Consider the following 12743-nt stretch of genomic DNA (forward strand, 5'->3'; position numbering starts at 1 on the left):
GAGCTCGTCGGCGGCCCGCAGGTCCTCGAGCGCGGCCGCGGCGTCCCCCGACGACGCCCGGGCCATGGCGGACGCCATCAGCGCGGTGGAGCGGTCGAGGTACGTTCCGCCGTCGACATCGTGGACGCGACGGGCGGCCGCGATGGCCTCGTCGCTGCGGCCCCCCGCGGCGAGGGCGAGGGCGAGCAGGCTCCAGGTCCGGGTGACGATGCCGGGGTCGTTGGACTCCTCTGACGCGGAGCGCAGGAGCTCGATCGCCTCGTCGGTGCGCCCCGACTGCAGCAGAGCCAGCCCGATGGACGCCTCGACCTCGAGCTCCCGCTCGCGCCCGAGCTCGTAGGCCATCGAGGCGCGGAAGTCGTGCGGCACCTCGTCCGGCTCGCCGAGCTGCAGGGCGAACGCGGCGCTCGTCATCCTCGTCAGCTGCTTCATCGCGGGGTCGTTGGCCGTCTCGGCCGTCTGCCGGGCCTCGGCCAGACGGTCCCGGGCCTCGTCGACCCGGCCGGCGATAGCGAGCGCACGCACCGCCAGGAGCCCGGCCTGGACGGCCCCCCAGGGGTCGCCGATCTCGCGGAACCGTTGAAGCGCTCGCTGCGCCATCTCCACCGAGCTGGCCGTGCGGCCGCTCCAGAGGTGGACGGAGCCGAGCAGGACGAGCATCATCGCCTCGCCCCACCGGTCCCCGAAATCCCTGGACTCCTCGAGGACCATCTCCCCGAACGACTCCGCCTCGTCCAGCCGACCCTGGTACATGCGGACCCAGCCCAGGAGCCCGAAGACCCAGGCGAGCCCGCGCCAGTCCCCCACCTCGGTGAACACGGCCGCGGCCTCGGTGAGCCACTCCTCCGCGGGGGCGGCCTGTCCGCGCATGAAGGCGCTCCAACCGAGGTGCTGGAGCGCCCAGGCGATGCCGCGCCGGTCGTCGAGGTCGCGGGCGATGTCCAGCGCCCTCGTGAACGATGCCTCCGCCTCGTCGGCGCGGCCGCGGAAGAGGTTCGACAGGCCCAGCAGCCTCAGCGCCGATGCCTCCCCCTCGGGATCGCCCGCCTCCCGCCAGGCGGCCAGCGCGTCCTCGAGAGCGGCGACCGCGGCCTCCTGACGCCTCTCCTTGTGCAGCACATCGCCCAGCACGGTCTTCGCCCTGGCCACCGCCCGAGCGTCCCGCCCGGGCGAGGCCTCGGTCAGGATCGCCTCGGCCTCAGCGCGGGCGTCATCGAGTCGGCGCCGCGTCGCCTGGATCGCCGCTCGCCTCGCGCGCAGGTCGAGGTGGCGGGGGTCGTCGGGTGGGACGAGCTCCAGCATCCGCTCGATCAGCAGGACGGACGAGGCGAGCGCCTCCCGCGTCTCGGCGGTCACCACCGCCCGCTCGAGCGAGGCGATCGCGCGCTCGGACACGTCGTCGGGCACGCCCGCGACCGGGCCGAGCGTTCGGACCGTGGCCGCCGCAACCGAGTAGTGGTGAGCTATCTGCTCCGGGTGGTCGTCGCCGCGGGAGGCGAACCACTCGGCCAGACGCGCGTGGCGCAGAGCCCGCTCACCGCGCGTCAAAACGGCGTACGCCACCTCGCGCACCAGGTCGGACTTGAAGGAGAACTCGCCGTCCGACACCGCGAGCAGGTCGTCGGAGACGAGCAGGTCGAGGTCGGGGGTCGGGTCGTCCGCCTCCCGCTGGGAGGCGAGCCACGAGAGCGCCTCGACCGGTCCGGACTGTCCCAGGACGGCCGCGTCCGCGAGCAGGTCCCGGAGCCCGGGCGTGAGGGAGTCGAGACGGGCCGAGACGAGCCCGCGCAGGGTCACCGGGAGGTCGCCGGACGGCTCCTCCCCGGCCAGGAGCAGGGCGAGCTCCTCGACGAACAAGGGGTTGCCGCCGCTCCGCTCGACGAGCACGTCGAGCAGGCGATGGGGGACTTCGCCGCCGAGGAGGGTCCGAGCGAGCTCGACGGTCGCGGCCTGGTCGAGCGGCTCGAGGTTCATCAGCACGAGGTCGTGCCGGCCCGGCGCGGGCGTCCACCGGTCCCTCACCTCCGGGCGCGCGGTGGCCACGACGATCACCGGCACCCCGCGGACGCGGGACAGTAGGTCGTCGATCAGCTCCAGGACGACCGGGTCCGCCCAGTGGAGCTCCGACAGGACGATCGAGACGGGACGGTCCGACGCGAACCGCTGCAGGACCGTCCCCAGCGACCTGAACGCGTCCTCCCGGGCACGCTGCGGGTCGACGTCGCGCATCGTGGACCGCACCCCCATCAGGTAGAGGAGCCCGTCCGCGAGTCGGACCGTCTCCGACGCCTCCACGTGCGCCCTCATGACCTCGCCCACCGCGTGGCGCACCTTCTCCACGACCTCCGGGCCGGCCTCCTCCGAGCCGATGCCGATCGCCTCCCGCAGGGCCTCTCCGACCGGCCAGAAGGGGTTCGCCTCCCCGTAGGGGACGCACCGGCCGCGGTAGACGACCGCGCCGTGCTCGGCGGCCGCCCCTCCCGTCACCTCCTCGACGAGACGCGACTTGCCGAGCCCGGCCTCCCCTACGAGGACGACGAGCAGCGGCCGGGCCCGGTGGACGGCGGCCGCGACGGACTGCCTCAGCATGCCGAGCTCGTGGTCGCGGCCGAGCAGGGGCGCCCGAGCCCGCCGGGGGCGTCGTCCGGGGAGGGTGACGGGCTCGATCGCGCGCCATACCTCCACCGGCTGCTCGCGGCCGCGGGCCACCACCTGCCCGAGCTCCTCGTAGCGGATCACGTCGCGGGTGGCCTCGTAGGTGTCGGCCCCCACCAGCACCGTCCCGGGCTCGGCGATGGTCTGCAGCCTGCTCGCCGTGTTCACGACGTCGCCCATGGCCGTGTAGTCGCCGCCCGCGCGCAGGCCGCCCACCAGCACCTCCCCCGTGTTGACCCCGACGCGGAGCTTCACGTCCACGCCCGTCTCGCCGACGAGGGACAGGGCCGTCTGCTGCATGGCGAGGGCCGTCCGGACCGCCCGCTCCGGGTCGTCCTCGTGGGAGATGGGGGCGCCGAACAGGGCGAGCATCCCGTCTCCCACGATCTTGTCGACCCGGCCACCGTGGGCGGTGACGTCGGAGGCGAGCCGCTCGAAGCAGCGGTCGACGAGCCGCTTCACCTCCTCCGGGTCGCGGGTCTCGGACAGAGCGGTGAACCCGACGATGTCGGCGAAGACGACCGAGACGATCCGGCGTTCATCGGACCGGATGGTGGTCGCCGAGCCGCAGGACGGGCAGAACCGAGCTTGCTCGGGTACCGCGGCGCCGCACGAGGGGCAGGACATCTCCCCTCAGTCTAGGCCCGTACCGCCCACCTTGAGACGCAGGGCCCCCGGGAGGACCCGGAAGGTGGCCGGGGTCGTCCCCAGGACCTCACCGTCCGCCTCGATCAGCGCGGGTGGATCGCAGGTGACCTCCACCACCGGCCCTCTGAACTCGGCGATCCTCGGGTGCGGCAGGTGGGTGCCCTTGAAGACCTTGCCGATGTTGCGCACGTAATCGGGCTTCGAAGCGGTATGCACCTGGACGTCGAGCAGTCCGTCGGCCGGGTCGGCCGCCGGCGCGACCCTCATCCCACCCCCGAAGACCCGGGCGTTGGCCACGACGAGGTTGGTCAGCCGGCCGTCGAAGGCGGCGGCTCCTATCCGGACGGTGGCCCGTCGCCGTTCGTACCGAGGGAGGACGAGCCAGAAGGCGACGAGGTACAGGGCGGGTCCGAGCGCGCGCGGGAGCCGGGCTGCTCGATCGACGACCTCGGGTCCTATCCCCACCTCGGCGATGTTCGCGAGGTAACGGGTCCGGGAGCCTTCAGGTGTGGTGTAGGTGACCTCGGCGGCGTCCACCGCGACCGCGGGTCGGGGGTCGGCTATCACCGCACAGGCCTTGGCCAGGTCGTGGGGGATGCCGAAGGTCTTCACGTAGTCGCACCCCGAACCGAGCGGCAGGACCCCCAGGATGGGGGGATCGGAGGGGCCGCCGGGAGCGAGGAGCCCGTTGACGACCTCGTGGACGGTGCCGTCTCCCCCGGCCGCGACGACGAGGGGCTCCCCCCTGTCGCGTGCGGACCGGGCGAGGTCCACGCCATGCGCGGGTCCCTCGGTGACCGCCACCTCGGCGTCGAGACCCGCGTGGCGCAGGGCCGCGGCCAGCCGGGCGCCGTCCGAACCCCTCCCCGCCTTCGGGTTGGAGATCACGTAGGCCCGCATCTACGCACCCAGGTGTCGGTGCAGGAAGTCGGCCACCTTCGGGTAGGCGTCGAGGCGGTTGCGCAGCTTCGCGAGCCCGTGTCCCTCGTCGTGGTAGACGAGCAGCTCGCTCGCGACGTCCTTCTGCCGCAGGACCTCGTGGATCTGCTCGGCCTCCCCCAACGGGACGCGCGGGTCGTTCGCCCCGTGGATGATCATCAGGGGAGCCCTCATCCTGTCCACGTGCGTGATCGGCGAGACCTCCACGAGGAAGTCGCGGTCGCGCTCGAGCGACCCGTACTCGCGCTCCCGGAACCGGCGCCGCCACGGCGCCGTGTTCTCGAGGAAGGTGACGAGGCTCGAGATGCCGACCACGTCGACGCCCGCCGCCCACAGCTGGGGCTGGAACGCGAGCCCGGCGAGCACCATGTAGCCGCCGTAGGACCCCCCCATGAGCGCGGCCCGACGCTGGTCGATGCCGCCCACGCTGCCCAGCCACGCATGGAGGGCCTCCAGGTCGCGCACGGAGTCGAGACGCTTGCGCACGTCGTCGAGGTGCTCGTAGCGCTTCCCGTACCCGGTCGAGCCGCGCACGTTGGGCGCGGCGACCGCGAACCCGTGGTCGACGAGGTACTGGGTGACGGGGTTGAACGCCGGGACGTACTGCGACTCGGGGCCACCGTGGATCTGGACGACCACTGGGACCTCCCCCCGGGAGCCGCGGGGGCGGAACAGGAAGACGGGGATCGACTCCCCGTCGAATGAGGGGAACCTGTGCAGCTCGGGCTCGACCAGCGCGTCCCTCGGGACGGGGCAGGGGCTGTCCGTCAGCCGGGTCGTCTCGCCCGTGGTCAGGTCGTGCACCCAGGCGTCGCCCGGCTCGACCGGGGAGACGAAGGAGAAGCAGGCGTGGCCGCCGTCCTTCGTGAACCGGACGCCACCCACCTGTCCGCGCCCCGGGAGCGGGAGCTCGCCCCGGCGCCGGAGGGTGTGGGGGTCGTAGAGCTCCACCCGCGAGTAGCCGTCCTCGTTGATCCGGACGGCCAGGGTCGTCCCGCCTTCGTCGATCGAGCACGCCGCGTCCCAGTCCGGTTCGATCACCGGGTCGACCCGTCCGCTGGACATGTCGTAGCGGTGCACCGCCTCGAACTCCCGATCGACGCTCGCCGAGAAGAAGAAGGCGGACGAGTCCGGGAGCCAGTGGGGGGCGCCGACGTAGGCCTCGTCCGTGTGCGGAGCGACCTCGACCGTCGAGCCGTCCGCGAGGTCGATCAGGTGGGCTTCGTTGTCCCCGCTGCGCTCCGTGAGCCTGGCCACGGCCAGGTAGCGGCCGTCGGGCGAGAACCCGCTCGCGTCGCACCAGCCCCCGGGAGCCCAGACGCACCTCTCCTCCCCGGTCCCCAGGTCCCGCACGTACACGTCGAAGTCGGTCCCGTTGCGCCGGTTGGACGAGTAGGCGAGGAGAGCGCCGTCGCGGGTCACGCCGCCGACGCGGTGGATGTGTTCGGGGTCGTGGACGAGCTCGCGCAGGTCGCGTCCACCGTCGTCGATGAGCGATATCTGGAGCCGCTCGTTGCCGCCGACGTCGTGCTGCAGGATCACGTCGTCGGTGGTCGGCATGTACGACCCGGCCACCGGCTCGTCGAAGCCTGTCACCTGCTCGAGCTCGCCGCCCGTGCGAGCCACCCTGTACAGCTGGCTCGTCCCGGTGAGGTTCGACGAGACGAGGACGCGGGAGCCGTCCGGCGAGAAGCCGTTCGCGCCGGCCGAGCGCACCTCGAGGAAGTCGCGGATCGGGTGTGGCATCAGGGGATAGATCCTATAGGCCGAGGTTGCCCGGGTTCAGGATCCCCTTCGGGTCGAGGGCGTCCTTCAGGGAGCGGAGGAGGGTCCAGCCCGGCTCCCCGAGCTCTTCGCGCAGCCACCGAGCCTTCAGCCGGCCCACCCCGTGATGGTGCGTGATCGTGCCCCCCTCTGCGACGCAGGCCTGGAGCGCCCGCTGCCAGGTCCCCTCGTACCGGGCGCGGGAGCCGGGCTCGTCGGTGTCCTGGACGGCGAAGGTGAAGTAGAGGCACGCCCCGTCGGGGTAGACGTGGGAGGCGTGGCACAGGACGCCGAGCGACCCAGGTTCGAGCGCTGCCCGGACGCCGGCGTACAACCGGTCGATCACCGACCAGCCACCGGCGACCTCCATCGTGTCCACGATCGCGTTCGGACCGAGGGGGCCGTCGGGGCGCATCACGTCGAGGAAGGTCCGGACCGCGTCATGGCGGTGGACGAGCCAGTGCTCGGCCGGGCCGGACCCGAGGTCCTCCCCGCCCAGGAGGGCAGCGGCCGCCTCCTCCTCGGCTCCCGCGAGCGGACCCTCGAAGACACACACCAGCACGCAGCCCGTCTGGCCGGGGAACGACCAGACGGTGTCGTCGGGGTCGTAGAGCCGGACGACGGCCGGGCGCAACCCCTCCTGGACGACCCGCCTCACGGCATCGAGCCCCTCGGTGAACGATCCATACCGGAACGCCCTGGGCCGCCTGGGGGACGACCGGACGACCCGCATCGTGGCCGCCACGATCACCCCGAGCGCGCCTTCCGATCCGAGGAAGAGGCGCAGCATGTCCGGACCCGCCGCGGAAGCCGGGTGTCCGCCGAGCGACACCCGCTCCCCCGCAGCCGTGACGACCTCCAGCCCGGACACGAGGTCCTCCGCCTTGCCGTACCGCGTCGAGAACTGTCCGGCCGAGCGACAGGCGAGCCAGCCGCCCACGGTGGAGATGTCGAAGGACTGGGGGTGATGGGCGGCGGTGAGCCCGTGGGGGTCGAGAACGTCCTCGTACTCCGGACCGAGGGTCCCGGCGAGGGCGGTCGCGGTCATGTCCCGCTCGTTCACCGTGACGCCCGTGAGCGAGGTCATGTCCAGAGCGACGACCTCTCGCCCGGCGAGCGCGTCCCTGTCCACCGATACGCCGCCGCATACGCCCGACCGCGCTCCGGCGGCGATCGCGGCCACCTCGTGGGAGGTGCACCATCGCAGGAGCGCGCACACGTCCTCGGGGGTGGCCGGACGCACCACCGCGTCGGGGAGGGCGAGCTCGTCGTCGGCGCGCTCCCGGGCGATCTGCAGCGGCCACATGTCCCGGGCGTAGGGACGGGTCTCGGGCCCCGAGAGCACCCGCCCCGGGAGCAGCCGCTCCAGCTCAGACGACGCTCGAGTAGGCAACCACGCCTCGCTGCACCGACGCGACCGCCTCGGTCAGCGTCTCGTGGAGCTCGCCGGTGTCGACGACCTGGCGCAGCTGCTGGAGGAGGTCGACCACCTGCTTCGTGGCTCGGACGAAGTCGCCGGCCGTGGTCTCCCGTCCGTGCAGCACGTCCTCCAGGCTGGCGCCGCTCGCCCACTCGTGGATCGTCGCCATGAACCCGGGGTCCGGCTCGGCCAGCAGCTCGACCCCCTCCCGGTCCTCTATCTCCTTCAAGGAGTTGTAGAGGTTGGCGATGCGGCGCTGGTAGCGCGACAGGTGCGGGGTGGGCGCGCTCTCGGGTTCGTCGCGGCCGCGGGCCTCGTAGGTGAAGAGCGACGCCACGGCGGCGAGCTCCTGGGGGTCGAGCCCCGCGAACCACCCGCGCTGGAGGCACTCCACGACCAGCAGGTCGGCCTCGTTGTAGACCCGGGTCAGCACCTCCCCCTTCGGGGTGATCGTCCACTCTTCCACGTACCCGAGCGCGCGGAGGACGTTGAGGACCCGCTCGAAGGTGCGGGCCAGGGTGTCGCGCCGCCTGCGGACACGCTTGCGGAGCGACGCCGCCTGCGAGATGGCGCGCTCCAGCTCGTCGGCCCGACCGACGTGCCTCTCGGCATCGGGGCAGGCGTGCACAGGGTGTGACTGGTAAGCCTCGACGAGCTCCCGCACCTTCGCCCGGGACGGGGGGGCGGGCGGCCGCTTCGCCTCGACGTCGGAGAGCATCCGCAGCAGGTCCCGGCGCACCTTCGGTGAGCGCCACGACTGGCCTCGCAGGGGGATCTTCGCGATCGCGGTGGGGGGGGTCCGGAAGTCGCGGGCCGTGATGCGGCGGAGCTTCCGGTCGGTCGTCATTATCGTCAGCCGGGGGACGGTCCCTCCGGCCAGCCGGGGTTGCTCCAGCACGAGGGCGCGTCCGAGCTTGTCCCCGGTGATCACGTCGCCGGGCATGAGCCGCGAGAAGGCGTCCCGGACCGCCTGGGAGCCGCGCTCGGCGTGCAGCGCCTCCTCGGCGGCCAGGCGCAGGCGCCGGTACTCGGCGACGTCACCGAGCTCGCAGGTGGCGCCGTCGCGCAGCTCCTCCACCTCGGCCTCCTTCGCGGCGAGCTTGCGCTCGGACCGGACGACCTCCCGGTCCGTCGTGTACTGCGCGAAGGACGAGTTCAGCATCCGGACGGCCGACTCGGGGTCGTAGGACCGGACCAGGTTCACGGCCATGTTGTAGGACGGCCGGAACGAGGAGGTCAGCGGGTAGGACTTGACCGTGGCCAGGGTGGCGACCTTGTCCAGCGGCACCCACGGGTTGAACAGGACGACCGCGTACCCGAGCGTGTCGATGCCCCGCCGGCCCGCTCGCCCGGTCAGCTGCGTGTAGTCCATCGGGGTGAGCAGCTCGTGCTTCTCGCCGGTGAACTTCGAGAGCTTCTCGATGACCACCGTCCGAGCCGGCATGTTGATGCCCAGCGACAGCGTCTCGGTGGCGAAGACCAGCTTGACGAGACCCATCGCGAACAGTTCCTCCACGGTCTCCTTGAAGACGGGGAGCATCCCGGCGTGATGCGAGGAGATGCCGCGGGACAGCGCCTCGACCCAGGCGTCGTACCGCAGGGCCCGCAGGTCCTCCTCGGGGATCGACGAGGTGCGGACCTCGGCGTACTCGCGGATGCGGTCGGACTCCTCGTGGGTGGTCAGGTCCACCCCCGCCCACGCGCAGGCCTCGACCGCCTTGTCGCATCCGGCGCGCGAGAAGACGAACACGATGGCGGGGAGCATCTTACGCCGGTCCAGGGTCTGGGCGAGCTCGGGGCGGGTAGGGATCAGCGCGTGCTCGTTGCGTCGGCGCCCCCGCGGCCCGGGCCGGACGGCGCCGGCCATCCCCCGCTCCCACGCACGCCGCAGCCGGGGGTGCACGGCCGTGTCGTCGTCCTCGTCGAGCAGCGGGTAGAGCTGGTCGCCGAGGAGCACCTGGTTGCGCAGCTCGACCGGACGGGTCCGCTCCACGACCAGCTCGAGCTCCCCGCGCAGCTCCCGCAGCCAGCCCCCGAACTCCTCGAGATTGGAGACGGTCGCCGAGAGGCAGACGACCCTGACCTCCTCGGGGAGGTGGATCAGCACCTCCTCCCAGACCGCGCCGCGGTAGGGGTCCTGCAGGTAGTGGACCTCGTCCATCACGACGAACCGCAGACCCTGAAGTGTGCTGGACCGTTCGTACAGCATGTTGCGCAGCACCTCGGTGGTCATGACCACGAGGGGCGCCTCGCCGTTGATCGTGTTGTCACCCGTGAGCAGCCCCACGTTGGCGGCCCCGTGGCGGGCGATGAGGTCGCCGAACTTCTGGTTAGAGAGCGCCTTCAGGGGCGTCGTGTAGAAGCACTTGGCTCCCATCCGTAGGGCGAGCCAGCACGCGTACTCGGCGACGACCGTCTTCCCGGAGCCCGTGGGAGCCGCGACCAGGGCGGACGCACCGCGCTCCACCGCCCCGACGGCTTCGACCTGGAAGGGGTCGAGGTCGAAGGGGATGGAGTCGATGAAGGACGCGGCGGTGCGGTCCATGCCTGTCGAGTTTAGCGAGGGGCCGCCCGGATCTCGGCGACGGACGCCGTCACCTGCGCAGCAGTCGCGAGAGCCAGATGCAGGACTCGAACAGGGCGTAGAGCGCGCCGGACAGGATCATCATCGAGACCGGATCCGGCGGGGTGGCCACGGCACCCACGACCGCGATGACGAGGACGACGTGGCGCCGGTACCTGGCCAGCTGCTTCGAGGACACCGCCCGGCTGATGGTGAGGAACATGAGGACGATCGGGAACTGGAAGGTCAGCCCGAACACGACGAGGTACCGCAGCATGAAGTCGATGTACTGCCGAGCGGCCAGCAGCGGCACCACCTGCGGACCCGTGATCCGCGGGCCGATCAGGAAGGCCATCGCCTGGGGCAGCGTGTAGAACGCCACCCAGATCCCGACGCTGAACAGGAGCATGCCGCTGATGACGAACGGGATCACGTACCTCTTCTCCTGGGCGCGCAGGCCGGGGGCGATGAACCGCCAGACGTGGAAGAGGACGAACGGGAACGCCAGCGCGAACCCTATGTAGAGCGCGATCTTCAGGCGGAGGCTGAAGGCGTCGACCGGGCTCGTGACGATCAGCTGCCCCTCCGGCAGATAGGGCTCGGCGGGCTCGAGGAGGATCCGGAGGGCATCCCGGTAGGCGAACCAACCCGGGATGGCCCCGATCGTCAGCGCGCCGAAGATGTACATCAGTCGCGTGCGCAGCTCGGCGAGGTGCTCGAGCACGGTCATCGCCGCCTCGGGGCTGCGCCTGGGGCGACGCCGGATGCGCGCCACGGCTCAGGCTGGGGGGTCGGCGCCGTCCGACGGCTCGTCGCGCGGGGCGTCGAGGTCCGCGATCGTGGGGAGCGTGGGGGCGACGGCGGGTCCGGACTGGGAGCGGTCCGGGGGCGGCCTCATGTACGGGAAGTTGGGATCGGCCTCGTCGTCGAGGGCGAAGGTGGTGCGGACCTCGTCCTGGAACTGTCCCGAGACGCGACGGACCTCCCGGATGGCCTTGCCGATCTGCCGCGCGACCTCGGGGAGCCGCTGAGGACCGAAGACGACGAGCGCGATGACCATGATGATCATGATCTCCGACCACCCGACCCGGCCCATGGGGTCAGTCTACGGTCCGGCCGCCGAGCCGGTCCCGGCGCTGAGCGAGGATGTCCACGCCGCGCCGCAGCCGCTCCGTCTCGGCCTCCACCTCGGCGAACCGGTCCATCGTGCGGCGCAGGGAACGCAGCGGCCCCAGGCCGGACGCGGCCACCGCCCCCAGCACGACGAGGGAGGCGAGGACGACTATCGATGCCAGGGCCAGGGCGCTCACCCACCGAGTCTGACATCACCCGGGGGGACGCGGATGACTATCGCCCCCGCGGGCGTCCGGGCTCCGAACCCGTCGATCAGGAGCATCACCTTGGGCGGGTCGATGTCGCGCAGTTTCAGCGACGGTTCGGCCTCGACCCGCGCGGCGTCGGCGAGGGCGCGCCTGCGGATCTCCGACACCCCGGCCCGGCGCCCCTGGTGACGGAGCCGGCGAGCCCCCTGGCGCAGGAGGCTCTGGGTGCCGTGCGCGTTGCCCCGCTTGAGGTGCTCGTAGCCCACCGAGACCTGGATCAGCCCGTGGAGCAGGTCCCGGCGGGGGCCGGACGCCCGCCGCCACACCTCCTCCCACTCCTCGTGCGTCTCGTAGAAGGCCCGCCGGTTGAAGAGCCTGGACCCGGCGACCAGGTGCGCATGCTCCTCGGCCGCCGTCAGTGGGTGCCGGGCCCGGCGCTGAGGTGGCGCGCGCCTCACGCCGGGCTCCCGCGTCTCAGGCGCCCACGACCACGCGGGCGGGGTCGGCCAGGGGCGAGAGGTCGCCGCGCAGCCGGCGCTCGAGGACGGCGAGGTTCACGACGTCGTCGGCGTTGTAGGCGAGCAGGGTATCGAGCGCGCCGCGATCTCCGCGCTCCCAACGATCCCACAGCTGCATGGCGTCGATCCCGTTCAGACCGCTGACCGTCCGGCCGATCCCCAGGGTCGCCTCGACGCCCTTCAGACCGCCGCGCAGCCGGCGGGTGCGACACAGGGTGGCCAGGTCGATCGACCGGTACCTCGACAGCAGGTCGAGCCCGAGCTGGCGCTCGAGCACCGGCAGGTCGAAACCCTCCCCGTAGTAGGTGCAGAGCGTATCCACGCCGCCGAGGGTCCCGGCCAGCCGGGGACCCGTCACCTCGGTTCCCACGAGCTGGACGAGCTCGCGTCCGGAGACGAGGACCCCGACGACCGTGATGCGGCCGTCGAAGGCCGTCTCGATGTCCAGGTAGGCGATCACGCGTCCGAGCCTAGCCACGGCCGCGGACACCGGGTGGGCTGGGGGAGCCGCCGAAGGCCGTGCGACGCGCTGGTCGCAGCACCCTGGGGAGGGAGGCGGTCGTCCGGCGGCTCCTCCAGCCCACCCCGTCTACATGGCGGCGGACTCGTACGCGCGCAGCCGGACGGCGACCGTCTGGAGCATCTTCCGGACCACCGAAGGCGTCTCCGCCAGCAGCGACGAGAAGCTCCGTGCGTCCAGCACGAACAGCGTCATCGGGGTGAGCGCCTCGACGGTCGCGCTGCGCGGACCGCGATCGAGCAGCGCCATCTCGCCGAAGAACGCGCCCGGACCGAGCTCTGCCATGGCCCGCCCGTCGAGGGTGACGGAGGCCCGCCCCTCGGCTATCACGAACGCCTCCCTCCCCGGGCTCCCCTCACGCGTCAGGACCGTCCCCGCCGGGACCTCGACGAGG

The 12743-nt window shown here is 72.2% G+C and carries 11 protein-coding genes; all 11 read right to left on the minus strand.

Features of this window, described 5'->3' with window-relative positions; translation table 11 throughout:
- Positions 1 to 3282: adenylate/guanylate cyclase domain-containing protein (locus VM840_08690; protein HVL81654.1), on the minus strand; the 3282-nt coding region annotated here is incomplete at its 3' end.
- Positions 3283 to 3288: 6 nt separating this feature from the next.
- A complete protein-coding gene (locus VM840_08695; protein ID HVL81655.1) occupies positions 3289 to 4203 on the minus strand; it encodes a diacylglycerol kinase family protein in 915 nt (304 codons plus the stop codon).
- Positions 4204 to 5988, minus strand: a complete 1785-nt coding sequence (locus tag VM840_08700; protein ID HVL81656.1) for a S9 family peptidase — start codon at positions 5986 to 5988, stop codon at positions 4204 to 4206.
- Positions 5989 to 6001: 13 nt separating this feature from the next.
- Entirely contained in the window at positions 6002 to 7399 is a 1398-nt protein-coding gene (locus VM840_08705; GenBank protein HVL81657.1) for an FAD-binding oxidoreductase, read from the minus strand.
- Positions 7377 to 9971 carry a DEAD/DEAH box helicase gene (locus VM840_08710; protein HVL81658.1) on the minus strand — a complete coding sequence of 865 codons (2595 nt, stop codon included), beginning with the start codon at positions 9969 to 9971 and terminating at the stop codon, positions 7377 to 7379. Before VM840_08710 ends, VM840_08705 begins: the two co-directional genes overlap by 23 nt.
- Positions 9972 to 10020: 49 nt before the next feature.
- Complete coding sequence (tatC, locus tag VM840_08715) at positions 10021 to 10719, minus strand: twin-arginine translocase subunit TatC (GenBank protein HVL81659.1); 699 nt, start codon at positions 10717 to 10719, stop codon at positions 10021 to 10023.
- A 48-nt stretch (positions 10720 to 10767) separates the two neighbouring features.
- Entirely contained in the window at positions 10768 to 11085 is a 318-nt protein-coding gene (gene tatB, locus VM840_08720) for a Sec-independent protein translocase protein TatB (protein HVL81660.1), read from the minus strand.
- Between the two features lie 4 nt (positions 11086 to 11089).
- Positions 11090 to 11299 (minus strand): hypothetical protein, encoded by a 210-nt coding sequence (locus VM840_08725; protein ID HVL81661.1) that lies wholly within the window; start codon positions 11297 to 11299, stop codon positions 11090 to 11092.
- Positions 11296 to 11769, minus strand: coding sequence for a DUF309 domain-containing protein (locus VM840_08730; protein ID HVL81662.1), 474 nt, complete (start codon positions 11767 to 11769; stop codon positions 11296 to 11298). The genes VM840_08725 and VM840_08730 overlap by 4 nt, the downstream gene beginning before the upstream one ends.
- Positions 11770 to 11785: 16 nt before the next feature.
- The gene (locus VM840_08735; protein ID HVL81663.1) at positions 11786 to 12289 is read right to left on the minus strand and encodes a ribonuclease H-like domain-containing protein; all 504 of its coding nucleotides are present in this window, start codon (positions 12287 to 12289) and stop codon (positions 11786 to 11788) included.
- Between the two features lie 129 nt (positions 12290 to 12418).
- On the minus strand, positions 12419 to 12743 hold a 325-nt coding region (locus tag VM840_08740), incomplete at its 5' end, for a cyclic nucleotide-binding domain-containing protein (protein HVL81664.1).

Source organism: Actinomycetota bacterium, assembly GCA_035540895.1.
Classification (GTDB): domain Bacteria; phylum Actinomycetota; class JAICYB01; order JAICYB01; family JAICYB01; genus DATLFR01.

Bases quoted from the DNA above. Each gene is read 5' to 3' on its own strand.
- VM840_08695 (HVL81655.1), bottom strand. From the start codon at position 4,203: ATGCGGGCCTACGTGATCTCCAACCCGAAGGCGGGGAGGGGTTCGGAC.
- VM840_08700 (HVL81656.1), bottom strand. From the start codon at position 5,988: ATGCCACACCCGATCCGCGACTTCCTCGAGGTGCGCTCGGCCGGCGCG.
- VM840_08710 (HVL81658.1), bottom strand. From the start codon at position 9,971: ATGGACCGCACCGCCGCGTCCTTCATCGACTCCATCCCCTTCGACCTC.
- tatC (HVL81659.1), bottom strand. From the start codon at position 10,719: ATGACCGTGCTCGAGCACCTCGCCGAGCTGCGCACGCGACTGATGTAC.
- tatB (HVL81660.1), bottom strand. From the start codon at position 11,085: ATGGGCCGGGTCGGGTGGTCGGAGATCATGATCATCATGGTCATCGCG.